Consider the following 26935-nt stretch of genomic DNA (forward strand, 5'->3'; position numbering starts at 1 on the left):
CGTACTCACCTCGTAAACGAAAGAATAATGGCTGTGGCTACCGCTACGGAGACAGCTGTCAGCATGGCTTCTACTCCGCGTGAAACACCTGCAACCAAATCACCAGCCATCAAATCCCGAAGCGAGTTGGTGATGGCGATCCCCGGAAACAACGGAAGCATCGCACCAATAATAATGATGCTTAAATGCAACTGCGGAAAGATCGTCACGGTCAACAACGCGAAAAGTCCCCCTAGTAAAGCGGCAGAGAACTCCGTAAAAAACTTCATCCGGACAAACTGTTCTAAATATTCCTGGCTCAGATTCACAATCAACCCTGCCATCGCAGAAGGAATCAGACTACCCCAATCTCCCCCTGCAAGCATAGAAAAGGAGCCGCTGGCCGTAGCGGCTGCTAGATGCTGCAACCATTTCGGATAGATCTGCTTTTTTTGATCGATCTCACGCAGCGTCCGATAGGCTTGCTCCAAATTAATTTTCCCACCGACAAACTGTCGGGAAACATCATTCACCAGCGTAATTTTATTGAGATTGGTCGTACGTTTGGGGGTGCGAACCATTCTTGTATGATCCAGTCCACTGCAACGAAAGGACAAGATGATGCTCGTGGGCGTAGCAGAGCTGTTGACATCATCCATCCCCGCAGCCTTCGCAATCAATGCCATTGTCTCTTCCGTCCGATATGTCTCCCCACCGTTTTTCAAAATAATCGAGCCTGCCAACAAGCAAGTATCCATCACCAAATCTGAGGACACGAACCGTCACATCCTTCACATAAACCATGCGTAATACAAAGTGCCAGCCAATAGGAGTAACGAGGCGACAAAAAGACCGCTAATGCCCGCTCCTACATTCCCTTTCGTCCGCGCTTTCTTTTGCGTCTTTTGCGGTTTGGCGCCCATGCTATCTCGCAAGACTGCCAACAGCTCCGCACGCATTTCTTTCGCGGTCGCAAACTTACCGTGAAACGCCTTCAATAAAGGCTCCCGGTAAGGGTACAGGCTGTCACTTTTTCGTATTATATCACAGAGCAATATCGTGTGACGTGGGTCACCAAGGCTGTTTTTCCACGTTTCCGTTCCAACCGTCAGACGCACCATCATCACGGCTGTCGAGAACAGATCATAGCTTACTTCAGCCCGTCTATCACCTGCGTGCCAAAAAGCTCGATCATACTCTTCTGTAAACTGCCGAACGGCGTTGCCCAGCTTGGTCACTCCACCGAAATCAATCAAGCGTACCTGCTTGTTCGTTTGGGTAACCATCACATTCTGCGGTTTCAAATCACCAAAAATATAGCCATGCTGATGCAAAACATCCAGTCGCGCCAGCAATTGAACCATCATCACGGCCACCCAGTCCGTACCCTCTTGCTTGATATATTCATCCAATTGCAAGCCTTGAAGATACTCCATAGCATAAAACGTACAGGCCTTCCCGTTTACAACGAGATCGTCCACGTCGCACAGGAGCGGTCCCACTTTGGAATCCCGCCCCTGCTGTGTGCTTTTCAACACATTCACTTCCATTAAAATGTCTATGCCTTCCACACCGATCTTAACCGCGCGCTGTACGCCACCTTGGGATACCAAGTACACGGTCCCGTTTGCACCACGCCCCAACTCCCGTAAGACGTGATACGATTTTTTGTTCCATTTGCCTGTAAAGTGCTTGGGCAGGTCGGGGGTGGCTGCCTTAAAAGACATGGTCACGCAGCATTCCGTTCGAGTCGTCCTCTTCGTCTTGGTCGATGTAACGCTCTTGCAGCGAGCGTGGGAGCTTGTCCTGCTCAAACAGGGCAATTGCCTCTACGATGGCGGGGCCAGTAGGAGTAGTTCCGCTCATCGCCAAATCACTCGTAATTTGATGAGCCTGCTCGACCTTTTCTGTCCACGGAATGCGGATATCGAGATGCTTTTGTTTCCCCGGAAATGAACCGACCGCCATTCTGCTTTGTCCACTCCGCGAATGCAGACTGATACTGAAATCGTGTATCGCTTGCTGAACAGCCGACAGCTTTGGCTTCATACTTCCTGAGGTATCCACCAGCATCACGACGTTCAAGCTGCTTTTTTCACCCAACTCGTCAACCATTCCGGCCACCTGCACTCTTTTATCAGGTGCCAGCTCCTCTATTCCGGAATCGCCCAAAATCTCTTTTAATTCTTTATTGACCACTTGATGAATGGTGCGCGTCATTGCTTTTCGCGTCAGCATTTGTACCGTTTGCGCAAGCTGTTGGGGGAACACGATGTCGCAGAGTCCACCACCTGCTTCCGCAATATCCCTGATTTCCTTCTCCCCTTTTTCACCCAACTCACTCTTGTCGATTACACCAATGACATTGACTGTAATCCCTTGCTCCCGTGCCAATGCCGCTGCAGCAACGGGACTCATTCCCGAGTTGGAGCAGCCATCTGTCACTACCAGTATTTGACGAAGTGTCGCTTCTTTCACAATAATCTCCCCATTCGATCTGTTTTTATTGCCTCAACTATTGTTGAGGTTCCCTGCTCCGCGCAGCGACCATACATCCACTTCACTTCGCAGGATATTTTTAGCAACAGTATCGACGGGTAATAGAGAAAACATACTCCTAACTCACAATCCGTGGACGCTCGAGCTTCTCCATCCCATGCACTGCGATGGCAGCCCACTGTGGTACAAAGCGGTCAATTCGCGCCACCAACACGGTCATGTCATCGACAATTTGTCCGGAATGCTGGCGAATGACTTTTTCCAATAGTAAATCAGCAACCTCCTGCGGATCATTCGTCTCCAGTTCGCTGATGATTCGCTTCATCCACGCTTGCCTATTCTCAATATGACGTGGCGCCTCATAGATGCCATCGGACATCATTACGAGCAAATCACCTGGCTTGAGCATACGAGATACAACATCCACCTCGATTTCTTCCAAAATCCCCACTGGCAGGTTGTTTGCGGTGATTGTGATGACGTCTTTATTTCTTTTGACAAAGCTCGGGGTGGAGCCGATTTTTACAAAACGCGTATGAGCTGTTTGCAAATCGATCAGAGCCAAGTCCACCGTCGCGAACATTTCCTCCTTGGAGCGCAGGGCGAGCACGGAATTAACGGTTTTGATCGAAATTTTTTCGTCCATACCAGATCGCAGAAGCTGCTGGAGCATATCGAGGGCGGATTGACTCTCTATGGATGCCCGCTCGCCATTTCCCATTCCATCGCTGATCGCCAGCGCCATTTTTCCATTACCCAAATCCATCGTGCGGAAGCTGTCACCGGATAATAGCTTACCGTCTTTGGCCGCACCTGCGACCCCGATATCGATTTCATACGTTTTGGCGGAAGCAAGGCACATCGTGCATGAGCCGTCTTTTTGCGCTTCACAATGCCGCTCGCGAACCACAATGTTTTCTCCCAAAATCTCCGTGAGCATGGGAGCCACGATCTTCGCGCATTCGTCGCGGCCATAGCAAGTCGGCTGACTGATTTCGATATCGACCTTGCCTTCTTCCAAGCTGTGTATTTCTACGCGGCGTACCGACAGACCCAAACCCTCCAATGCTTGTGAGACCTGCTTTTCCTGAAAGCTCAGCTCCATGCCCTCTCGTTGTATTTCCCGGGCAAAATCACTCATGACACGAGAAACTCCCGATAGCTGGTCAGCTACAAGCATCCGGCTTTCCTTTACCTGCTTTTTCAGTTGGTCAAACGACTGCTGGCGATCGTATTCTTGCTCCATTACAGTCATGACCTTGTCGGTTTTGACGCATTTGCGCTCCCAATCACGCGGCGGAGTAACACCTGCCAAGGTACCGTGCTCATACACTTTTTCCCTTAAAAAGCGCATTCCCTCATAGGTCGATTGCGTATCTTTTTCCCAGCATTGTTCTTTTTTCCAGCATTTCTGGCAGGTGAATTCAGATACGCGGCTGAGAAAGGCATCGGCCTGTTCTTCTATTTCTTCAGGATCGGCTGTCTGGGCAAAGCTATGGGAGAGTTGCGTAAACAAATCGGAGAATTGCTGGATTTTGCCCGCTGTCACATCGCGGACTCTGCGCATGTATTCTTGATGGGATTGTAGATTCTCGGGGGTCCCAGGAATAAATCGGGCCAATTTTTTCCAAAGAGCAGCAGGGGTCAGAATGAAGAGCACAATGGCCAGAGAGGTTTCAATCAAGGAGTAGTAGAGTGTCTCTTCTGCTCCACCGTAAATCGCAAGAATAGCCGTACCAATCAACAAGCCTGCGGATACGCCGACTTTGCCGCCTTCCTTCAGCAAGCCTGCCAAAAGACCGGAAAAAGCGAGCAGATTGATTTGTAAAAGCGCACTCACATTAGCCAGACTGAGGATGAGACCTGTGACCACACCAACAGCCGCACCGATCGTGCCACCACCGACAAAAGCAAAGACGAGCAACAAATAGCGTGTAAGTACATGCTCCATCGAAATGCCTTCGACCATCCAGTCCACAGTACCCGTCATCAAGGAAGCCAGTAAAATGACTAACGAAACGATCTCTTCATTTTTGAGAGGTTCGTAAGGCTTCGCCAAATGAATGATTGATAAGGACTGGATGAAGATGAGCGTCAGTACAAAGCCAAGAATCGCTTCCACTGCTACCATCACAAGCTCGTAGGTCGTTACCTGATTGGTCAGAACCGCATACAACAGACGACTGATGAAAATCGTCCCGACGACCAGCAAAGGCGTCCGTGAAAAATCTTTCTTGCGCATTTTATTCATCAATTTGCAGGCAAACAAGGCAAGTATCACGCTCAACGCTGTTTCCAGTCCAACAGGCACCGACTGGGTAAAAGCGCCGATAATAAGAGCCATCCCCGTGACAAGCAAGCAATCTCGGCGAATATAAAACATGACAATGAAATACGGTATAGCAAAGGGGGTTAGCTCTTCCACGATCAGAGCTCGTCCTAATAAGAAGCCCATGAGGATGGGGAGAACATTCCACTTTTCTATGAAATCTGCTACTTTTTCTCCCCACGTCTGGGCAGTGGTACCCATTCGATCGGACACTTGCCGCGTCCAAGCTTGTCCGGCCTGTGTTACGTTTTTGTTCGCAATCATTTCGCTCCACCCCGTTCTTGGTCAATGTGTTTCTCCATTATACGGAGGGGGCATTGTAAAATTTGTCAAAAATCCAATGAATATTCACAGAATCGTGCGACAAATTCAGTAGCGAAAACGGACAAAAAAAACCGACGTTATGGCGGATAACGTCGGCTGACAGGTGATTCGCGCTTTGCGAAACGGGCTTAGGATACTTTATTCGTCAAGACTTTGAAATGACCTTCCTATTTTTACAGTCAAAATGCGCTTTTCACAAAGAAAGAAAAGTCACAATTTTCCGAATCAAAAAGACCGACCGCGACCCTTTTTCTCTACGCTTTTCTTCAAGGAGGACTGCCTGTCTTCACTTTCTTTCAAAAAGCGGTTCAGCTTTTCTTCAAAACCTTCACTTCGCTCCCGCTGATAGCGGGGTGGCCGTTCCTTTTCCATTGTTTTTTTGATAGAAAGCCCGATCTTGCCCTCACGGAGGCTGAGGACTTTTACCTTTACCGTGTCTCCCATTTTTAAAAATTGATGGATGTCCCGGACGTAGACGTCAGCAATTTCACTAATATGCACCAGTCCGGTCACATCGCCCGGCAGTTGAACAAACGCTCCGAATTTGGTGATACCCGTGACTTTCCCTTCCAGTATGCTCCCGACCTCGATCTCCATGACGTGGAATGCCTCCCTCTCGTTGAAGATCAGATGTATACTCAATCCGGAATGATATAGATGCTTTCGCCCTGCTTGGTAAACAAAATTCGCTTACGGACCAGCTCTGCCAAGTACTCCTGATCGTTTAATCGGCTTGCTTCATAGGTCAGATCTTCTTGCTTTTGCTGCAAGATCGCTGATTCTTGCTTCAGGGCTTCCAGCTCTGTCTCCTTCTTGGACAACTCGCCACTTTGCAAAAACAAGGTATAGCTAGTCCAGACGAAAAAGCACAGGATCACAAAGAAAAAGAGACGCATTCTCCTTCTTTGCCCTTTTCGGTTAATGGAAGAGGTTCTTGCTTCCTTCATCAGTACGCCACCTCGAATCTACTCCCGCTTTCTCTTTGAGTGAAACCAATTCTTCCAATTGGTCCAAATTCCTGTTGTTTTTCCGTACATTTTTTTCCACAAATGTTGACCCCATCTGGCAAAAGGGGAGGTGACAAAACGCGTCACTTTCCACAAAAAGCCGAGAATCGCGAGCAACACGGAATACAAAAATGTCAGCACCATGATGATCACTCGGAAAAGAAAGAGCACAGGACGTACAAGCAGGATGTCTATAATTTTTACGACCGTACGGTAAAACCACTGACAGAATTTTATCACGCGATGCAAGAAAAGGATATACTTCTTACTACCTAATAAGAAGTAAAGCCACGCGCCAAATAGCATTCCAAAAAATATCGGAAACCGAATAATCCCGTCGTTCACTTTCACCAAAATCAAGAAGACAGCGCCCATACTGCCCACCCAAAAAAGGATATCAAAGAAAAAGACTAACCAGAGTGGCAGTCTGGCCTTGCCCTTAAATACATGGTACGTATCGAATCCCATACCCATCAGTGCACCACACGTCGACATGGCCAATACCGTCTGTAACTGGATGGCAATGTTCACTTGAATAACTTGCCGAAGAATCCTCTCGACCGATCGCCGGCCTGCCCTTGCTCCAGATAGGCCATCTCGTGAACGAGCCCCTCGATCGCTACTTCTCCGGTTTCCAAACTCAGATTTTTCATATGCAGGTTTTGGCCTCGTATGGTTAAAAAGCCGCCGTCCGTCTCCAAGAGGAATTCTTCGCTATCAAAGCTTTCGACGTTTTTTACTCCCGATATCGCTAAGCTGCGACGATTAATCATCACGACTTCATGACGTGGCCGTCTCGTGTGATCGTTCATGATTACTCCCTCCTCACGTACCCTTCTTGTACTATCATATGGGGAGGGATGTCCTGATAGAACAAAAACGGTCAATACCGTTTTTGTTGACTGCAAGCGGTCGCATTAACTCTAATGAATAACATTTCGATGTTTTCTACAAAAAAAACCCCGTATGAATACGGGGTTTTTGCCAGACTGTCCTTACTTGTAAACGGTGTAGTTCCCGTTCACATAGATGATTTTGTAACCGGTACGCTCCGTGATGGTTTTAAGAGGCAGAGTAGGAACGTTGTTTTTCAGCTGAACCGCTGCAGGCAGCGTTACATTTTTGCCATTGATGGTCGCTACGTTTGAACCGACCTTGAATTGCATGACCGTATTGCCGCTCACGACTTTGGCAGTCGTTTTGGTGTAGCTGATCGAAAACCCGAGGGCATCACGGAAGAACGTAGTTGGCATCAGCGTGTTGCCATTTACGGTATACGGTGCCACTGCGAGTCCGGTTGTTTTACCAGCCTTCGTAAAGGAAGCGACGTTCTGCTTGAAGCTGACGCCATTTAGAGACACGATGGTCGCTGGACGAGAGAAGAGTAAGCCCCTCTCCTCGGAGTTGTAGACACCAATGTTGTACACACCTGGAGTAGCCGGATTCACAATACCAGCTGTCTCGGCGATATTGACCTGAGCTGCTGTTTTTGCCGGAATATCCTGGGCAGGAATAATAATCAGATTTTGTCCGCGCACACCAACAAAGCTAGCGGCCACACCGTTCACCGTTACTGTGTTTGCTGGCAAATAGGCTGGAACACGGAAGCCAACAGGGAGTACGACTTCAATGAATCCCTGATTGCGAACAATCGGAGCACCCATGGCTTTGATACCGATTGAAATTCCAGCAGGAGTAGAGGCAGTCGCTCTCGTCAGCCCAACCGTTGCCAATGCATTGTCCACGGCGACTGGTGGCGTCATTCCTGTAATTTGGAATTCCTTCGACTTATAGGACTTGTTGTCGATCTTGGCCGCCACGGTATATGTTCCCGCTGTTTTCGGAGCGGTCAAGTAGCCTTCGAATGCAAACTTGATGCTCGCGCGATTTGTGCCATTGAATCCGTATGGCGTGCGGAAATAAACTTTATTCCCCAACACGCTTACATTCGTCACTTGAGAACCATTGACAGTGACGCTATTGCTGGTAAGAATCGGCGGAACAGTTACCTCACTTGGGAATTCAACTTCGATTTCTGCGTTCGACCCCAGCTTGGAGGAAAGATCCACTTCAAACGTATAGCTCGTGCGCGCCCCAGCTGCACTGTCCGACAAAGAAACGGTGAATGGCGTATTACTTATGCCTGTAATTTCAACATCTTTTGACTTGTATTTCTTGCTGTCATATTCAATTTCATACGAATAGTACTTGTCTGCTTTGGATGGGTTTACAATCCCCGCTGAGGACGTAAACTCCAGCTTTATGTAGCTATCGCCGTCTGCACCACTCGGAACCTCAATCCGAATCGAGTCGTTGTCAACGATCGTGACGTATTCTGCTTTGTACCCATTTACAGTCACATCAGACTTGCTAATACTCTTTGGCAGCATGTCTTTGGAAGGGAAATCGACATAAATGTACTTGCCATCTTTCAGCTTGCTCTTCGAGGAAAGATTAAATTTTCCGAGCGTTAAGGAGATTCCGTCCTCGGCATTTTTACTACTATGGGAGGCCTCGAAGTCGCCCTTGCTGCTGCTACTACTACTGCTCGAAGATTTGCCGATGGTGATTTTTTTACCCTTGTAGCTGTTTTCCTCACTCGTTTTTACTTCGATCTCATAGCTGCCCTTGTCTTCCGGGTTGGTGATGTTATCAATAGTCAATGTGAGAACAGTGCCTTTTTTGATCTTTTCATCGACTTCAATCTCCACTACATTTTTGCTGACGGATACGCTGTCGATCGAGATCTCATCATCATCGTCATCTTCAAGCGTGATGTCTGATGTTCTCAGCTTTTTATCTACCGAATAATCTGAAGGGAATCTAACGTAAATACTATCCCCTGCTGTTAATTCCTTATTGATTTCAAACTCAATCGTATATTCTGTTTCCTCGTCTGCATCGGTATCGTCTGCAGAAACATCCTCAATAGAGAGAGCATAAGCCGCTTTTGGCTCGAGCATCAGTGGACTTGCCAAAACCGCAGTGGCCAGCAGCACTGAGATCCCTTTGTTTACGCTTTTTTTCAACGGTAACGCCTCCTTCTCTACAATTTCCTTACTATGATAGGAAATGTTCGGCAAGAAAGGGTTACAGACTGGTAACGAATGATTTAACCCACAGTTTGGAAAAGTCGATCCATCCAAACGAATCGACCGCAATTTCTGGGGATCGTAGGCGTTATCCTCACCCGCTCGATCGTGTTGCAAATGGATTCCAAAGAACGTTTACTTCCCCACACAAAAGAAGCTGCCCGATGACACAGGCAGCTTCTTCTTTTGTAATGTCTACTGGTTCGACAGGCTCTCCAGGATGGCATCGCCTCTCTCACCAATTTTCACAATAGCGTATTTGGCATTCCGCTCGACTTCAAGTCCGGTTCCTTCTGGGACAAAATAGCTTTCTATGCCGTATTCCACCTGATTGCCACCGATTGAACTTCCATTAATCACCACATCCGATGACTGAGGATCGTAGGCTCGATTCCATCGACCATCGATCTCATAATAGCCACTGTAGCTGTGCAAGCCATCCGCTTGTTGGCGGAGTACGACTCGAATCTTATCCCCTGAGTCAACCTGTTCCTGGTCCAGTGTAGAAATGGTGTAGCCAAGTCTGACGTAATCACCTTGCAGTAACGAACGCGGATCGATTGGAACCAGCTCCAGCTTCACCGTTTTTCCGTTGGCCAGGATCGTCTCACTGCTCCATACTTGATAGCCAATCAAAACAAATTGCAGCAAAATGACAGGAAGCAACACAAACGCTTTTCTCACAAAAAGGGAAGGCTCGCTTCTCGGCCACTCAATTTTCGACCTTCGATCCCACCACAGGGTAGCGATGAAAAACACCAGGCTGAGCAAAAGCAGGCTCAGTGACTTGTGCAGCAAGCTCCATAGCATGTCGTAGTACTTCATGAGGAGAAAGGCAAACCAGAAACCGAGTACAATACCGAATCTCACCTTATTTTGCTGATGCAATGTCCGATACAACAAATACGTGCTGACTGCGAAAAAAGCCAGATTCACTACCACATTCATGGAGCCCGATTGAAACCCTTCCTCTGTCAGGATCAAAAGCGAGAGTAAGGCGTACACCAACGAGCTGTTTTGCAAAACGACTGGCAATTGCTTTACGTAATGCATCGCCAACTGCGTAGCAAATATGATCAAGAGTACATATTCAAAGGAAGGCAGGTACTCATCCAGCTTCGTAGCCAGAACGACTAAAAAAGTCAACTGTGTCAAAAGCCGCGCCGGAATGGCAGAGACAGCTTTCCACACGTATAACAGTACCAACAGGAAAACGATCCAGTAAGCTCCTTCTAAAAACAGAACAGAACCGACACCCAATATATACCCCATTGTGAGCAGCGTATATCGTACCGTTGCATTCATCCCGCTCATAAACACCACAGGGCCAATAAAGCCAATTAAGGAAAGGAAAAACAGCAAATCAATAACCGTTTCCTCTTGAATGATCAGAAAAAGCAGACCTGCTATCGAAATAGCTCCAATAGATGCGGCAATGGTCGTAACGAGAACCGTAAATGCCTCTTGAAAAAACACAACCCATTTGCTTTTTTGATACGCTGATTCCTTGCGCAGCCAATTAATCCCTGCAACTGCTCCCCAAATAATGAGTACGGTCAGCAGCAGCATCAAAATAAAGAAGCCTTCTGAATAATACATCACCATGTAAGATATGAATTTAACGAGCACAAACAGCGAGAGCAGCGAGGCTGTCACAATCAGAAGCCCGCGACTCGGCACCCACTTTAAAAACGTGACAAACAGGATGCCCCCGGTAAGGACATATAAAAGCTCAGGAAACGAACCGTATACATCCGTGAAAGCTGACCAGAAAAGACTGACGGAAAAGGTCAGAAAAGATAAGTAGTAAATCGGTTTAGAATGTAACCTTCCTGTCGTAGTTAGCCAGAACAAGACCATATTTCCCAAAGCAATCAACCAAAAAATCATGAACCACCACTCGTCTTCGCGCGCTACATGAATGACTGATGGATGGAGAAAGAAGTAAATGGCCAAATGAGCGAGGACATAGCTGATGACATAGAACGGCTGATAGCGCGTGAAAATCGCAAATAACAAATTCGGAATGAGCCATACGACGAACAGCATGTAGCTATCGGCGTGACTATTGTATATTTGCCCCAACAAAGCCACGCTGATGCCAAAGGCCAAGCCACCAGCCACCAGAAGCCAATTGCTCAAAAACGTATGACGTTTGATGAAACGCAGTCCATAGGATAACAAATAAAAAAGAACGAGGATTGCCACACTGACGCCGATCTTTTGCTCCCTGACCATAAGCGGCCAGTTCGAGGCAAAAAAGTACAGGATAGATGATAACAGAAGCGAAATAGACAAAAAGTAGCCCGTTCGAACTCCGTTTTGTTGCACACAGCACACATCCCTTCGGAAATGCCTTCAGGTACTCTCATTATATCCTTTGCTTGGAAAAAAAGCCTAAAAAAAGACTGCCATCTCGGCAGTCTCTTTTCGTTGTACATTACCCTTTGAGGTAGGCGTCTTCTTCTTTTTCATCACGCGGAACGGGAACTTCGCCAATGACTGTATACAGCGAAGCCGCTTCTTCCTTGCGCGGGTTTTCCTTAATGTCCTCTACTTTTACTGACACGATTTTTTGTCCGAAACGGATCGCCAGCTTGTCGCCGATTTTTACGTTACTGGACGCCTTTGCAGGGCGATCGTTGATTTCCACACGCTGTTTGTCGCACACTTCTTTTGCGAGCGTGCGCCGCTTGATCAGTCGAGACACTTTCAAATATTTATCAAGTCTCATGTTTGGCTTCCTCCCACCATTTGTCCATCTCTTGCAGGTCTGTCTGCTCGAAGGTACGACCCGCCTCTTGCAGCTTGCCTTCAATATAGGAAAAGCGCTTCTTGAACTTGTTGTTGGTCAACGCGAGGGCTGCTTCCGGATCGAGCCCCAGGAAGCGCGCCAGATTGACTACCGCAAATAGCAAATCACCCAGCTCGCCAGCGCGTTCTTCTTCTGATGCTTCTTGCAGCTCGCGGTACTCCTCTTCTACCTTTTTGTACACGTCTGCAATATCATCCCAGTCAAAGCCGACTTGGGCTGCTTTTTTCTGCAGCTTGTACCCATACATCAGTGCTGGCAAATCACGTGGTATTCCCGCCAACTGTGATTGAACCGTTACATCGATACCTTTTGCTGCTTTTTCCTGTGCTTTGATCTCCTGCCAATTCGCCAGTGCTTCCTCGGAATCATTCGCGCTCTTTTCCCCGAATACGTGCGGGTGGCGGCGAACTAGCTTTTCATTCAATGTCGCGACAACATCATCTACCGAAAAATATCCGTCTTCGGCTGCCATCTGCGAATGCAGCATGATTTGCATCAACAAATCACCTAGCTCCTCACACATCGCATCTGGATCATCGTCGTCGATCGTCTCCAAAACCTCGTACGTCTCTTCAATCAAGTTTTTGCGGATGCTTTGATGTGTTTGCTCGCGATCCCACGGGCATCCATCCGGACTGCGCAGGATCGCAACGATCTCCTTCAAGTAGGAGAATTGGCGGTACGATACCTTCTCATCCTTCGTCGGCGGTACATACACCAGGGACAAATTCCCGAAATGATCGAGTCTGTCCAGTTCATACAACGGCACTGTCTCAATGATTTCTTGTCCCGCTACCCCTACGGCAGTCGCTACCGTCACCTCGTAATCGTCCGGCAGCACTTCCATCAAGGTCAGCTTCACATCAGAAGCCACAAAGGCATCGTACACTTGCGCGATAATCGTATGCAGACCCGGAGATACTTGATGAGCAGCGAGCGCCGTCCCATCTAGCAAAGAGAATCCCTCGATCGGGTCGATATGTAGGCGGGCAAACAACGGATCGATAAAGCTCTGTCCACCGCCAATTTCGATCTCTACTCCACGTTTTGGTCCCTCTGCCAACAACAGCTGCACAGTACGTTCCGCCACCAAAGGATGGCCAGGCACGGCATAGACAAGACTGCCTGCTTCGTTTACCTGTGAAAAAAGTCGCTCCACAATATCGGTGTACACATCGGAAAACGTATCGTGCTGCTCATATACAGCATCAAAGGACTCAATCGCGATGCCTTCTGCGATCAGATCGGCTACGACCGGATGCTCTTTCGTGCGCAAATACAGCTGTTTGGCAGCTTTGAGTGTACGATAGATGCCATAAGGGAGCTGGTCCAAATCTCCGGCACCAAGACCGACCACGGTAATGGTCTTATTCTTCATTTCCACTCGTCACGCCTCCTTTTCGTTCATTCTCGCTTTCTCCGCTGGGAGGAGCTTATATTTCGTTAACAGCGAAGCAATTCGCTTTCCTTTTGGCAAAAATTGAATATCATTTCTCGTAAGTCCACCCGTTTTCAAAAGTGCCAGCAAATAGACCAATGCTCCTGAACCGACAGCAATCAAGCCTACCAGCGTATGGAACAAGCGATTTGAAAGTCCGGTACTGCCGAGCACTGTATTAGCGAGCCACTCGACCAGCAACACGACAATCGACATCACCACGACGGAGATGAATGGCTTTTTCACCGTTTGGCGGAATCCGATTTGTGCCCCCGTGTATTTGCTTACCGCAAGAACGTTCAGTCCCATGGCGACCAAATAAGCTAAAACGGTGGACACTGCTGCACCAGAGATGCCCCAGAACGGAACGAGCGCCAGATTGAGGATGAGCTTCACCAATACACCAATAAACAAGTTGCGGGCAGGTCGCATTACACGTCCCAAGCCTTGCAAAATCCCCGCGCTGGCAATACTCACCGTGGCGAAAATAATCGTGAAGGACTGTACAGCGAGGGCCTCGGTACCGTTGCTGTCTCCGTAGAGCATGACGTTGATCGGCTCCGCCAACAGAGCAAGTCCAAAGGAAGCAGGCAATCCTAACAGGAAGGTCAACCGAATCGCTACTTCGGAACGATGAGAGATCAATTGATGCTGGCGCTGAGCAACAGCTTCACTGATCGCAGGCACTAATGCCAGAGACAAGGACGTAGCGAAAAACGTACCAAACTGAATGAGTGGCTGACCACGGTCAAATGCACCCTTCAAAAGCTTGGCTAAGTCCTCCGGGGTCCCGCTCCATTGCAGCATATTGACGACGGTCATCGAGTCTACAAGCGGAACAAGCGGCAAAACCAGTGCACCCATACAAATCGGAACGGCATAGGTCAAGAGATGACGTAATATCTGGCGATTGGTCCACGAATTCGCGGTTGATTGCTGCACTTGATTGATGGTCGTTAGCCCCATCTGCTTGTCTTTTCTCCAATACCAAAGCAAGACGAGAATAGCAGCAATGGCACCTGGAAAAGCAGCAAAAACGGCACCTGTACCAGCCATGTACGGGTCCTGATACATGTTCATCGCCCAGAATGCAGCGACCAGGATGAAAATCACGCGAATGAACTGCTCAGCAACCTGAGAGACGCCAGTCGGCATCATATTTTGATGCCCCTGAAAATAGCCGCGCAAGATCGCAACCATCGGCACCAACGGGAGTGACCACGCTACTGCTCGGAGCGGGGTAATCAAATGCTCATCACCCATCATACGGGCAATCATAGGTGCCCCTCCATATAACAGGAAGAAGAAAAAGATCCCGAGAACAACCAGCGATATACTGGCTACTCGAAACGCCCTGCGCGCCCCGATCGCATCCCCGACAGCGACGCGCTCTGAGACGATCTTGGAGATGGCGATGGGAAAACCCGCCGTCGCCAGAATCAACAACGTGGTGTACAGCGGGTATACTTGCATATATACGTACAAGCCGATATCTCCGGCAATGTTTTGGTATGGGATGCGGTATACAGCGCCTAACAGCTTGGAGACAAGACCGGCAATTCCAAGTATCGCCGCGCCTTTCACAAATTGAACGGAAGCCTTTTCTTGAGCCATGTGCGTGAAATTTCTCCTCTCCAACCTAAAACTTCGTTCATTATACCACAAGGCCATAGGCACAAGAAAAACAGCCCCGGGGTACGAGGCTGTTTTTGCTGATCCTATCCTACTGCTCCATCTGCTTTGCCAGGAAACCGGCCGCTGTTTCCGACATTTTGATCTCCAAATCACTCATCTTGGTTGACTCGTTTTTGTTGAGGAGGATCACGGACCCGATTGGATCGCCTCCTGCCACAATGGGTGCAACGACGAACGATCCATATGTTTCGTTCATATCACGACAAATTTCATAAGAGCCTACGTTTTTCTCCAGTCGGGTTTTTCTTTCCTCCAAGCATTTCTCAACAATACTACCAATGGGTTTCTCCAAGTATTCCTTTTTGGAGGCACCTGCCACAGCAATGACAGTATCCCTGTCTGAAATCAGTACGGTATGATTCATGCTTTCATACAAAGAGTCGGCATACTCTTTTGCAAAATCACCCAATTCTCCAATTGGTGAATACTTTTTGAGAATGACTTCTCCGTCACGATCCACAAAAATCTCAAGCGGGTCGCCCTCACGAATGCGCAGTGTACGACGAATCTCCTTAGGAATCACGACCCTACCGAGGTCGTCAATTCGACGAACGATACCAGTTGCTTTCATGTCTTGTTGCCTCGCTTTCCCTGAGAAGTGGGTAGTGAATAGATGGTGGTTGGTTAGTTGTATTTTTTCCTCAAATTCTAATTTTAACTATGGGTGATCGTATCAATTTTTACCAGTTACCTCAATTACTCTCCCCCGGGTGGTAGCGAGTGATAATAGTATTTGCCCATGTTTGAAGAATATGCGAGAAAACGAAAAAACAGGGAAACGAATTCCCTGTTTTTCTTCGGACTTCTTATTTCTTCGCCGGAGCGTCGTTTTTGGACTGCGGGATGTTGAATTTCGTAATGAGCTTGTCCAGCTCGTTCTTGGCGAAAGCATCGTAGGCTTTCTCCAAAGAACTCGCGCGGAGCTGTTCTTTCATCTCATCAAAGGTCTTTTCTTTGCGATTCTCGACCTTAATAATATGGTAACCAAAATCAGTTTTTACTGGCGGGCCAACTTCACCGACTTTTTGTGTCAGCGATGCTTCTTTAAATTCTGGTACCCATTGCGTTACATCCGCATTTTCGTACAAGCCGCCAGACTCCTTGCTGCCTGGGTCATCTGTAAACTCTTTTGCCAGCTTCGCGAAGTCTTCACCCTTTTTCAGGCGCGCTACCAAGTCGTTGGAGATTTTCAACGCCTCTTCTGGTGTGCGCTTTTCGGTAGAGATCAGGATGTGGCGAACAGAAGCAACGGTACGGGAAGCTTTGTCCATTTGATCATAGGTTTGCTTCATCGTAGCATCGTCGATATTCTTTTTCATCACATTGATGGACTGGTTGATCAGGTTCATCTGATTGACGATCATGTCCTTCGTTACGCCTTGACCTTCCAAGAGCTTGGTGAACTGAGCTTCATCCTTGCCCAAAAAGCCCATGTACTGCGTTTTGATTTTCTCGAAGGTTTTCTCAGCGAGTTCTTTGGCCTCTTTTTTCATGGCATCGTCAGAACGGCTAGCCAAAACCTTGGTAGCTGTATACTCACGCGCAAAAGCTTTCAGTGAGTTGCTATCTGCCATTTCAATCATGGTACCTTGTTGTGGGTTCATGAAGTTAATGACACGCAGGAACTCTTCGAACTCATTTCCTGTTACAGTTCCTCCTTGATACTCCACAATGACCGCTTTCGGGTCTGCTGCGTAAGGCAGAGTGAGTTTAGGGAATTGTACCAAAGGATCATTAGCAGCTTGATTGCTGCCATCTGTCTGATTCGCTGGAGTTTTTGATTCTTGTTTCGCTTCTTCTGCTTTTCCGCCGCAACCAGTCATGAGTGCAACGACCAGAACAGCCGAAGATAGAATCGCTACAGAACGTTTCATAAATAAGGTTCTCCCTTCCCGGGCAAGCCCATTTTGTCAGTTAAGACACGGGGCTTTCCGTACCGGTGTCTCTTCGCACCTGGTGAAATTGACGCAGCAGCTTTTCAACCAACTGCACGCCCTCATCTTCTTTTAACCCCTTTACTTTAACAGCAATCGTGATCTGTTGTCCACCCGACAGCCCAACCCTCTTGCTCCAGTTACTGGTAAGTGCAAACAAGGCTCCACCATCGATGTTGTTGTTCTGACTAGGGTGCAGGAACAATTTAATCTCGTCTGGATTCTTTTGGCTAATTTCGGTGATGTGATGCTTCAGGGCATACACACGCAAACGGGAAATGGTCAACAGATTATCAACCGGCTTCGGAACTGGTCCAAAACGGTCTAGCAGCTCCTCTGCCAAATCGTCGACGTCTTCCAATGTAGACACCGCGACAAACTTTTTGTACATCTCGATTTTTTGTCGGCTGTCCGTAATGTACATCGACGGAATATAGGCATCCAGTTGCAGATTGATCTCCACAGGTGTGACAATTTCGTGTTTGACTTCGCCCTTTAGCTCATCAATGGCCTCTTTCAGCATCTGGCTGTACAAGTCGAATCCGACCGTATTAATAAAACCATGCTGCTCCGCGCCCAGCAAATTACCGGCTCCACGAATGGACAAGTCTCGCATCGCGATCTTGAAACCAGAGCCGAGCTCGGTAAATTCCTTGATGGCTTGCAGACGTTTTTCCGCTACCTCTGTCAGCACCTTGTCCCGTTGATACGTAAAGTAAGCGTACGCAATTCGGTTGGAACGACCTACACGTCCACGCAGCTGATACAGCTGGGACAAGCCCATTTTATCTGCATTGTAAATAATCAGCGTATTGACGTTCGGGATGTCCACCCCGGTCTCAATGATCGTCGTGCTGACCAATACGTCAAAATTCCCTTCCAAAAAGTCGAGAATGACGCCCTCCAGCTCACTTTCGTTCATCTGCCCATGCGCCACAGCGATGCGCGCGTCAGGAACGAGCATAGAAATCTGCTCCGCCATCTGTTCGATTCCTTGTACTTGGTTGTAGAGGAAGAACACTTGACCATCACGAGCCATCTCACGCTCAATCGCTTCGCGAACCAAAGCAGGGCTGTAATCCATCACATACGTCTGCACCGGAAAACGATTTTCTGGCGGTGTTTCGATAACAGACAAATCACGCACACCGAGCATCGACATGTGCAAGGTACGTGGAATCGGCGTAGCGGTCAGTGTCATGACATCCACATTCGTTTTGATCTGCTTGAGCTTTTCCTTGTGGCTCACACCGAAGCGCTGCTCCTCGTCTACGATTAACAGACCGAGCTCGCGGAATGTCAGGTCTTTGGAAAGGAGACGGTGCGTACCGATGACGACATCGACTGTGCCTTCCTTCAGTCCTTTTAACGTGGCATTCTGCTCTTTGCGCGAACGGAATCGACTCAATACCTCCACGCGGATCGGATATTCCGCAAAACGCTCACGGAACGTCTCGTAATGCTGCTGAGCCAGAATCGTAGTTGGAACCAAAACGGCTACCTGTTTTCCGTCCATGACAGACTTGAAGGCAGCACGAATCGCAACCTCTGTCTTCCCGTAACCCACGTCCCCACAAACGAGGCGATCCATCGGACGTTTGCGCTCCATGTCCGCTTTGACTTCAGAAATCGCGCGGAGCTGGTCTTGTGTTTCCTGATACGGGAACATCGCCTCAAATTCACGCTGCTCTGTCGTGTCGGGAGAGAATGTATGCCCGACAGCCGCTTCGCGTGCTGCGTACAGCTTGATCAAATCTTCAGCGATATCCTTTACAGACGACTGGACTTTATTTTTGACCCGTTTCCACTCGCTGCCGCCCAAGCTGTAAATCTTCGGCTGTGCCTCTTCGCTCGCCACGTACTTCTGCACATGGTCGATTTGATCAATCGGAACAAACAGACTGTCTCCTGCCGCGTATTGAATATGAAGGTAATCTTTATGAATTCCGAGAATTTCCTTGGTTTCAATTCCGAGGTATTTCCCAATCCCGTGATTGACGTGGACGACGAAATCACCGGGCTTGAGCTCAAGGTAGTTTTTGATACGCTCGGCGTTGTTCATCGTCTGTTGAACTTTGCGTGCCTTGCGCTGTTTTGCTGTAAAAACTTCGCCTTCCGTAATAACGACCAGCTTGTTTAATGGCAGCTCAAAGCCTGTCTGGAGATTTCCTAAAATGATCGTAGGACGCCCCGGAGGCACCGTTTCCACTGCATCAGTTAAAACATCCGCTTCCATTTCGTAGTCATGCAGGACACGCTCCAGTCGCTTTGCACGCTCCAAATCAGCTGCGACAAAGACGATCTGATCCTGGGACTTCTTCCAACGAGCTAGTTCTGTTTTCAGTACGTTCATCTGTCCATGGAAGTTTTGCATGGTACGACAAGTCAGATTCACGATGTTTTGCGGCTGAGTCTTTGGTGATTGTCTCAAAAATAGGGAGAGGTAAACGATCTGGCGCTTTTTCGTCGACACGATCTCGTCGTACGTGCGCGACAGGCTGAGATTGGACATGTATTCGCCCTGGATGATGCGTCCTGTCAGCCATTCCCCTTCTTCTTTTTGCAATTGCGCTGCCGTATCCAACACACGGGAAGGCTCATCAACGATCAGCAAGGTATCGGAAGGCATATAGGACAATAAGGTATCACCCGTCGGGTAAATGACAGAGATGTACGAATACAGCTGTGCAAAACGCTGTCCTTGCTTCATTCTCTCTGCATCAGAGCCGATTCGCTCCATGACTTTTTCCTTGGCAGCCCCATCCTTCAAATTGGCGATGGTTTCTCCCAGCTTTTGTTCCAAGCGAACAGCCGATTCCTGCAATAACGGAGTCGAAGCGATCATTTCTTTTGCCGGACCGAGAATATAAGTCTGGACGGATTCCAGTGACCGTTGGGAGAGCATGTCAAACGTACGGATCGAGTCGATCTCCACATCAAACAGCTCAATCCGCACCGGCCACTCCGAATCGATCGGATACAAATCGATAATTCCACCGCGAATACTCATTTCTCCCTTGCGCTCGACCATGTCCACTCTCTCATAGCCAAGCTCAATACATCGGAGTAAAAAGGAATCAATATCGAGCTCATCACCGACAGATAACTGAATTTGTGCTTCCTTCCATACTTGCGGGGGAACGACTAAGCGACGCAAGCCAGCAAAAGGTGCAACCAAAAAACCCGTAAAGCCTTGGGCCAGACGGTTGAATACATGAATTCGCTGCGCCAGCATTTCAGGGCTGGCAATGGCAAGCTCAGAGCCAATCAGCTCATTACCGGGATAAAGCAACACCTGATCAGAGGGAACCAACTCGATCAAATCTTCGTATACTTTTTGTGCTTGGTACATGTTATGCGTCACTACGCAGACCGGACGATCTGACATTTGTTGCAATGACGCCATCAATACTTGCCGGGCGGAACCAGCTAAGCCAGAGACAAGCTGCTCATGAAGCCCCTTCTCCAAACCAGCCACGATTGTCCCGACATTCGTGTCCTGTTTCATCGGGTTAATGATGACTTGCATTCACTAATCCCCTCTCTAATTCTTCTGTCAACTAAAAGCAGAGCCTCGCTCACGTTCACAATAACCGCAGGTCAGCCATGCGAAAAGAAGCCTTAGCTCCCCAAGCTAAGGCCTTGTCAGTGCAAGCCTTCCTAATGCGTATCCACTTATTGAAGTGGGTTTCCGACTAGCGAAAGCTCTGGATGCTGAATCAGCGCTTCACGGCAATAGTCGCACGTGATGCTGACGACCGTATCTCCACTTTGTTCTCTCGATATTATAAGAGCACGTTCCTCCGGGGTCAAGGAATCAAACCCGAGCTGCGCTTCTGTTACTTGCGATTCGTCAAATTCTGCAATCTTCATGCCGCAGCAACGACATGTATAGCGTATGCTCATGCACATACCACCCCCATACTGTTCCTATCGGTTAGTATGGACGATTGGGTGGGAAATCATACTACTTCTTCAAGCTGTTGTAATGGTTCATGACCTTTAAAAACGACTCTCTTGTCCACATGGCGCATGCTTCAGCAGCCACGCTCACCGCTTCTTGAATGTCGGCTCTTTCCGCCACTGGAAACGTATTCAAAACATAGTCGCTGACGCTCCGCCCTGGTTCAGGACGACTGATTCCTACCTTGATTCGTTTAAACTCCTGTGTGCCCAAATGCTGAATCATCGATTTGATGCCGTTGTGCCCACCAGCGCTGCCTTTTTCTCGCAGACGAAGATGTCCGGTCGGCAAATCAAGATCGTCGTAGATAACAACGAGATCGTCTGGAATCAGTTTGTAAAACTTGAGGACTTCCGCTACCGATTCACCAGAGAGATTCATGTACGTCTGCGGCTTCACCAGCAGCACCTTCTCGCCTTCGATTCGGCCTTCGCCAACTAGTGCACGAAACTTGTTTTGCGTAACAGGAATTCCCCATTTGTCGCTAATCTTATCTATGGCCATAAAGCCAGCATTATGTCTGGTGTCTTCATATTTTTTGCCGGGATTACCCAATCCAATTATGACTTTCACGCTTATTCCCTCCCACTCTCTCCCCATTGTACTCGAATGGTTACGTGAACAAAAGTAGAAGGGCAGAGATGAAATCACCTCGCCCTTCTTTTTTTAAGCCATGATTTTATTCGTTAGCGGTTCCTGCTTTTTCGGCCACTGCCTCTGCTTCTTGCTCCGCATCAATCGATTCTTCGGACTTGACCTTAACTGGCAGGACACTGATCAGCACTTCCGTGGAATCAAGCCCTAGCTCCACTCCTGGCGGGACTGTCAGATCCGCTACCAAAACGATATCCCCGATGTTGAACCCGTCTACATCGACTAGGAACGATTCTGGTATATTACCTGGCAAGCAAGTCACTTCCACACTATGGCGGACAAGAGTAGCCACACCCAACTCCGGATCTCCTGTCATGAGGACAGGTACGGACGTGTGTATTTTTTCATTCATATTGATCTTCTTAAAATCTGCATGCAAAATGTTTCCCTGCAAAGGATGCCGTTGCAGCTCATAAACCATGACATCGTGCGTGTCCCCGTCTACACTCAACCGAAATGGCTTATTCGTCGTCTGATGACGCAGGGCCGCATCCAGTTCTCTTCCTTTGAGCTGAATCGGCTTATTGCCCACTTCGCTGCCGTACATAATACCGGGAACCCAGCCTTCCTTGCGCAGTACCTTTACAGCATTGCCTGTCTTTTTTTCACGAGACTGTGCCTGTAATTGTTCCACAAAAAAACCTCCTTCGGACTGCTAGTAAAAGTTTCCTCACTAGCTTGTCCATCGGAGGTTTAGTTCAATCCCCTACAGGGGATTGTATATTAATCGAACAACTTGCTTACGGAAAGCTCTTCGTGAACACGAATGATTGCTTCACCAATGATTGGCGCTACGGAAAGAACGGTAATCTTATCGATAATTTGTTCTTCTGTCAGCGGGATCGAGTTGGTCACAATCAGTTCTTTGATCGTCGAGTTAGCAATACGCTCGATAGCAGGACCAGACAGAACTGGGTGCGTGCAGCATGCATATACTTCACGTGCGCCTGCTTCTACAAGTGCACTTGCAGCCAGTGTGATCGTTCCAGCGGTATCGATAATATCGTCGATGATGATCGCTGTTTTGCCTTCGATGTTACCTACGATGTTCATTACTTCGGCTACGTTTGGTTCTGGGCGGCGTTTGTCAATAATGGCAATAGGCGCTTCCAGACGTTCTGCCAATTTACGAGCACGAGTCACTCCACCGTGGTCTGGAGATACGACAACGATATCTTTCAGACCTTTTTCAGAGAAGTGTTTACCCAAGATAGGCACACCCAGCAGATGATCAACTGGAATATCGAAGAAGCCTTGGATTTGTGTTGCGTGCAGATCCATCGTAATCACACGTTGTGCACCTGCAGTCTCGATCAGGTTAGCAACCAGCTTGGCTGTGATTGGATCACGTGCACGTGCTTTGCGATCTTGACGAGCGTAGCCGTAGTAAGGAATTACCACGTTAATACTCTTAGCCGAAGCGCGCTTCAATGCATCGACCATGACCAAAAGCTCCATCAGATGCTCATTAACGGGAGCAGATGTTGGCTGAATGACAAATACGTCACAACCGCGAACGCTTTCATTGAGTTTGAGTTGGCATTCGCCATCACTAAAGCGCACTACTTGTGCGTTTCCGAGTGGTACACCGATGTGTTCGGCGATTTCTTTTGCCAGTTCCGGGTTTGCGTTGCACGTAAATACCTTCAGTTTTGGGTCGCGGTAGTTAGCCATGATCTTCTCAAGAACCTCCCGTTTATGATTGCTTTTTGCCCTTGCGAGGCATTTTGTTCGCGTAATCGATCTTATTGACTTGACGCTCACGTGCGATCGCAAGCGCATTATCCGGCACATCTTGGTTAATGGTCGAGCCAGCAGCTACATAAGCACTTTGTCCAACTGTAACGGGCGCCACCAGATTGCTGTTGCAACCGATGAATGCGCCGTCTTTTACTGTCGTTTTATGCTTTACTGCCCCATCGTAGTTGACGGTAATCGTTCCACAGCCAATATTGACTCCGTCTCCGATCTCCGCATCTCCTACATAGCTGAGATGAGGAACCTTCGTACCGTCACCAATTTTCGCATTTTTCAATTCCACGAAATCACCGATTTTAGCATTGCTTCCAATCTGTGTTCCTGGTCGAACATAAGCAAATGGCCCAACAGAAGACTCGCTTTCCACACTCGAATCAACCATTACCGAGTAAGAAATGGTCACGCCACTCGCTACTTCCACATTCGTCAGATCCGCTTGAGGTCCGATTACACAATCAGCTCCCACGGTTGTTTGTCCACGCAGGAAAGAACCTGGGTGGATCACGGTATCTGCCTCAATCTTCACATCAGTTTCGATGTACGTAGAAGCTGGATCGATGATTGTCACACCATTTCGCATGTGACCAATCATAATACGTTTTTTCATGTAGGCTTCTGCTTCGGATAGCTGTACACGATCGTTCACACCCATCGTTTCCTCCGGGTCAACCGCTTCGTACCCAACTACCTTTTCACCTGCCTCACGCAAAATACCGACAACGTCTGTTACATAGTATTCGCCTTGTGCGTTGTCATTTTTCACTTCCGCCAAGGCTTTCCATAATTTTCGGTTGTCATAGCAGTATATGCCCGTATTAATTTCTCTGATCGCCCGTTCCGCTTCTGTAGCGTCCTTATGTTCCACGATTCGCAATACTTCGCCCGCCTCATTGCGCACGATACGCCCATAACCTGTTGCATCAGGTAATACGGCGGTTAATACAGTTGCAGCCGCTTGCTGCTCCTCGTGATAGGTCAGCAAGGCCGACAACGTAGTCGCTGACAAGAGGGGAACGTCGCCATATAAAAGAAACGTAGTTCCTTCTTTATCCTGTAAAAACGGCGCTGCCTGCGAAACGGCATGTGCCGTTCCCAACTGTTCTTCTTGCAGTGCATAAGTGATATCCTCGCCTAGCTTGGCGCGGACAGCGTCAGCACCATGACCTACGACGACAACGATATCCTGAACCTGCATGGACGCCATCGTATCGACTACATGCTGAACCATAGGCTTTCCGCACACAGGGTGCAGGACTTTGTACAGCTTCGATTTCATCCGTGTACCCTGACCAGCAGCCAGAACCACGGCATGGATCTTAGACATGTCAACCCTCCATCGTAGAAGTTCCACAATGACTATATCCTAATTCATATGTGAATTTCAAGACAATCGATACAGGATTATCCCCGATTCCTTGCATTGCCAGTAGTTAGACACAAGGCAGACAACATTTAATTTTCTGACAGAAATGTGATATATTGTTGGGCGAAAGGGGTTATTTTGAAGGAGGTAGGATTAGATGAGCGCAGAGGTATACTTGCTGACTGGGTATTTAGGAAGCGGAAAAACCACCCTTTTGCAACAATGGCTGACTCATTTGCGCATCACAGACCAGAAAGTAGTCGTCTTGATGAATGAAATGGGGGAGGAAGATATTGACGGGGAACAATTGCAAGGCTTCGGCTTTCCTGTCAAAAAAATGCTCGATGGCTGCATCTGCTGCTCGATCAAGGGCGAGCTGACGGAGGGTTTGAAAGATATTATGAACGCCATTGCGCCAGACCGAATCCTCATCGAGACTACTGGCGTAGCCGATCCACTTGATGTCATCGATACGATTACCCATCCAGAGCTGTATGATCGACTGGAGTTAAAAGGGACCATTAGTGTTGTCGACGCCTCTCGCTTTCTGGACCTCAACTCCCGATTCTCCTCGACTGGCACTCTGGTCAAAACGATTCGAAACCAAGTGCGTTACGCAGACTTGCTTCTTTTGAACAAAACCGATTTGACCAGTCCTGATGTCATAGAGCGGGTTCGTCAAAAGCTCAGTGAAATCAATCCCACTGCACCCATACATGCTACTGTTCAGGCGGAAATTGAAGTCTCCCGGCTTTTGTCTGTCAAACGCACCGTTCATGAGCGACCGCTCGACAACGAGACAAACCGCCCTATTGCCGTACAGAAAAGCATCGGCCGAATGTCCACGATGGACAGGCTCAAGCAATCCCTTGGCCTAAAAACAAGCCAGCCCTCTCTCTACAATAGTATCGAAACATTTTCCTATGTATTCACCGGACCAGTAGACGCGAAAAAATTCGAGGACTTCCTATACGATCTCCCCAAAAACGTCTATCGGGCAAAAGGTTACGTCCAGTTTCACGGAAAGCCCGAGCTGATCTCGTTTCAACATACCGATAATCAGGTGCTCCTGTTCCCTTTTGAAAATTTCGGACCAAAAATGGTGGCTGTTTTCATCGGGGAAGGCATGGACCGAGAAATTATTTTGAACGACCTAAAAAAATGTTATGGTTAACGGACGCCGAAGCACCCTGCCGCAAGTGACAGGGTGCTTTGTGTGTTTTAAGCACCAGCTTCGATAGTGCTTTCTTCCTCTTGACCTACGCGGTCGTATTCTGTGAGAACTGCTGCCTGGATTTTTTCACGGGTAGTCGAAGAAATCGGATGGGCAATATCACGGAATTCTCCATCTGGTGTACGCTTGCTCGGCATAGCTACAAACATACCATTGTTTCCGTCAATGACACGGATATCATGAACCACAAACTCATGGTCAATTGTAATGGATGCAATCGCTTTCATCCTACCATCCGTATTCACTCGGCGCAGCCTTACGTCTGTTACTTCCATCTAGTTCACTCCCTTTATCTATGTAACGCGTTTAGGATTATTTCCACTCGCTGGGTAAATATTCCTGCTTACCATTATGCAATATTTGAAAAAATATATAAATATGTTTATATGTCATTTTTTGGAAATTTTCTACAATCACACAAAAAAAAAAGCCTAACGCGCGTGGCATCAGGCTATTTTCCAATTTTTTCTATTCGATATAAGCTACAATTTCGATCTCGACTTTTACGTCGCGTGGCAGACGTGCCACTTCCACAGTGGAACGAGCTGGCTTGTGATCGCCGAAATAGTGGCCGTACACTTCATTCAGTTGGCCAAAATCATTCATGTCTTTGATGAATACAGTCGCCTTCACTACGTTCGTCAGGTTGCCACCGGCTTCTGCTAGTACTGCTTGAATGTTGGAAAAAACCTGATGGGTTTGCTCCACGACGTCACCTTCTACCAAAGTGCCGTCAGCACGCAGCGGAATTTGACCCGATGCAAAAAGAAATGGACCTACCTTCGCAGCTTGGCTGTAAGGACCAATAGCGGCAGGAGCCTTGTCAGTTGAAACAAAAGAGATTGCCATA

24 protein-coding genes are annotated in these 26935 nt (G+C 48.1%); 1 reads left to right on the forward strand and 23 read right to left on the reverse strand.

What is annotated here, in order from left to right:
• Window positions 1-5: 5 nt before the first annotated feature.
• The 21 genes from HP398_RS27510 to glmU form a co-directional block, all read right to left on the reverse strand.
• Window positions 6-755, reverse strand: a complete 750-nt coding sequence (locus HP398_RS27510; protein ID WP_017246958.1) for a threonine/serine exporter family protein — start codon at window positions 753-755, stop codon at window positions 6-8.
• A gap of 15 nt (window positions 756-770) precedes the next feature.
• Window positions 771-1706, reverse strand: a complete 936-nt coding sequence (locus HP398_RS27515) for a serine/threonine protein kinase (RefSeq protein ID WP_254476415.1) — start codon at window positions 1704-1706, stop codon at window positions 771-773.
• Complete coding sequence (locus HP398_RS27520) at window positions 1696-2457, reverse strand: vWA domain-containing protein (protein WP_017246956.1); 762 nt, start codon at window positions 2455-2457, stop codon at window positions 1696-1698. The genes HP398_RS27515 and HP398_RS27520 overlap by 11 nt, the downstream gene beginning before the upstream one ends.
• Before the next feature lie 139 nt (window positions 2458-2596).
• On the reverse strand, window positions 2597-5071 hold the full coding sequence (gene spoIIE / locus HP398_RS27525) for a stage II sporulation protein E (RefSeq protein WP_173624222.1): 2475 nt from the start codon (window positions 5069-5071) through the stop codon (window positions 2597-2599).
• Between the two features lie 285 nt (window positions 5072-5356).
• Window positions 5357-5728, reverse strand: coding sequence for a S1 RNA-binding domain-containing protein (locus tag HP398_RS27530; RefSeq protein WP_017246954.1), 372 nt, complete (start codon window positions 5726-5728; stop codon window positions 5357-5359).
• 41 nt (window positions 5729-5769) lie between these two features.
• Window positions 5770-6078, reverse strand: coding sequence for an FtsB family cell division protein (locus HP398_RS27535; RefSeq protein WP_017246953.1), 309 nt, complete (start codon window positions 6076-6078; stop codon window positions 5770-5772).
• A gap of 18 nt (window positions 6079-6096) precedes the next feature.
• Entirely contained in the window at window positions 6097-6669 is a 573-nt protein-coding gene (gene yabQ / locus HP398_RS27540) for a spore cortex biosynthesis protein YabQ (protein WP_017246952.1), read from the reverse strand.
• Complete coding sequence (gene yabP / locus HP398_RS27545; RefSeq protein ID WP_007726414.1) at window positions 6666-6950, reverse strand: sporulation protein YabP; 285 nt, start codon at window positions 6948-6950, stop codon at window positions 6666-6668. Before yabP ends, yabQ begins: the two co-directional genes overlap by 4 nt.
• A gap of 183 nt (window positions 6951-7133) precedes the next feature.
• Complete coding sequence (locus tag HP398_RS27550) at window positions 7134-9167, reverse strand: copper amine oxidase N-terminal domain-containing protein (protein WP_173624223.1); 2034 nt, start codon at window positions 9165-9167, stop codon at window positions 7134-7136.
• A gap of 258 nt (window positions 9168-9425) precedes the next feature.
• A complete protein-coding gene (locus HP398_RS27555) occupies window positions 9426-11561 on the reverse strand; it encodes a GDYXXLXY domain-containing protein (RefSeq protein ID WP_173624224.1) in 2136 nt (711 codons plus the stop codon).
• A gap of 109 nt (window positions 11562-11670) precedes the next feature.
• The gene (locus tag HP398_RS27560; RefSeq protein WP_012683879.1) at window positions 11671-11964 is read right to left on the reverse strand and encodes an RNA-binding S4 domain-containing protein; all 294 of its coding nucleotides are present in this window, start codon (window positions 11962-11964) and stop codon (window positions 11671-11673) included.
• Complete coding sequence (gene yabN, locus HP398_RS27565; RefSeq protein ID WP_173624249.1) at window positions 11954-13423, reverse strand: bifunctional methyltransferase/pyrophosphohydrolase YabN; 1470 nt, start codon at window positions 13421-13423, stop codon at window positions 11954-11956. The genes HP398_RS27560 and yabN overlap by 11 nt, the downstream gene beginning before the upstream one ends.
• 9 nt (window positions 13424-13432) lie before the next feature.
• A complete protein-coding gene (locus HP398_RS27570) occupies window positions 13433-15097 on the reverse strand; it encodes a putative polysaccharide biosynthesis protein (RefSeq protein ID WP_173624225.1) in 1665 nt (554 codons plus the stop codon).
• Window positions 15098-15206: 109 nt separating this feature from the next.
• Window positions 15207-15749 carry a stage V sporulation protein T gene (gene spoVT, locus HP398_RS27575; RefSeq protein ID WP_017246947.1) on the reverse strand — a complete coding sequence of 181 codons (543 nt, stop codon included), beginning with the start codon at window positions 15747-15749 and terminating at the stop codon, window positions 15207-15209.
• A 235-nt stretch (window positions 15750-15984) separates the two neighbouring features.
• Window positions 15985-17052: a peptidylprolyl isomerase gene (locus HP398_RS27580; protein WP_017246946.1), complete on the reverse strand. Its 1068-nt coding sequence runs from the start codon at window positions 17050-17052 to the stop codon at window positions 15985-15987.
• A 40-nt stretch (window positions 17053-17092) separates the two neighbouring features.
• Window positions 17093-20641 (reverse strand): transcription-repair coupling factor, encoded by a 3549-nt coding sequence (mfd, locus tag HP398_RS27585; protein WP_017246945.1) that lies wholly within the window; start codon window positions 20639-20641, stop codon window positions 17093-17095.
• Between the two features lie 146 nt (window positions 20642-20787).
• Window positions 20788-21018: an anti-sigma-F factor Fin gene (locus HP398_RS27590; protein WP_007726431.1), complete on the reverse strand. Its 231-nt coding sequence runs from the start codon at window positions 21016-21018 to the stop codon at window positions 20788-20790.
• Window positions 21019-21079: 61 nt separating this feature from the next.
• Window positions 21080-21649, reverse strand: coding sequence for an aminoacyl-tRNA hydrolase (pth, locus tag HP398_RS27595; RefSeq protein ID WP_017246944.1), 570 nt, complete (start codon window positions 21647-21649; stop codon window positions 21080-21082).
• A 106-nt stretch (window positions 21650-21755) separates the two neighbouring features.
• Window positions 21756-22364 (reverse strand): 50S ribosomal protein L25, encoded by a 609-nt coding sequence (locus HP398_RS27600; RefSeq protein ID WP_173624226.1) that lies wholly within the window; start codon window positions 22362-22364, stop codon window positions 21756-21758.
• Between the two features lie 89 nt (window positions 22365-22453).
• Window positions 22454-23404 carry a ribose-phosphate diphosphokinase gene (locus HP398_RS27605; protein WP_017246942.1) on the reverse strand — a complete coding sequence of 317 codons (951 nt, stop codon included), beginning with the start codon at window positions 23402-23404 and terminating at the stop codon, window positions 22454-22456.
• 22 nt (window positions 23405-23426) lie between these two features.
• A complete protein-coding gene (glmU, locus tag HP398_RS27610) occupies window positions 23427-24812 on the reverse strand; it encodes a bifunctional UDP-N-acetylglucosamine diphosphorylase/glucosamine-1-phosphate N-acetyltransferase GlmU (protein WP_173624227.1) in 1386 nt (461 codons plus the stop codon).
• A gap of 196 nt (window positions 24813-25008) precedes the next feature.
• On the opposite strand from glmU, the gene HP398_RS27615 reads away from it, so the two are divergent.
• On the forward strand, window positions 25009-26025 hold the full coding sequence (locus HP398_RS27615) for a CobW family GTP-binding protein (protein ID WP_017246940.1): 1017 nt from the start codon (window positions 25009-25011) through the stop codon (window positions 26023-26025).
• Window positions 26026-26072: 47 nt separating this feature from the next.
• Here HP398_RS27615 and spoVG read toward each other — a convergent pair whose 3' ends face one another.
• Both spoVG and HP398_RS27625 read right to left on the reverse strand, forming a co-directional pair.
• Window positions 26073-26360: a septation regulator SpoVG gene (spoVG, locus tag HP398_RS27620; protein ID WP_007719936.1), complete on the reverse strand. Its 288-nt coding sequence runs from the start codon at window positions 26358-26360 to the stop codon at window positions 26073-26075.
• 193 nt (window positions 26361-26553) lie between these two features.
• Window positions 26554-26934 carry a RidA family protein gene (locus HP398_RS27625; protein ID WP_017246939.1) on the reverse strand — a complete coding sequence of 127 codons (381 nt, stop codon included), beginning with the start codon at window positions 26932-26934 and terminating at the stop codon, window positions 26554-26556.
• Between the last annotated feature and the right edge of the window lies 1 nt (window position 26935).

Source organism: Brevibacillus sp. HB1.4B, assembly GCF_013284285.1.
Classification (GTDB): Bacteria; Bacillota; Bacilli; order Brevibacillales; family Brevibacillaceae; genus Brevibacillus; species Brevibacillus porteri.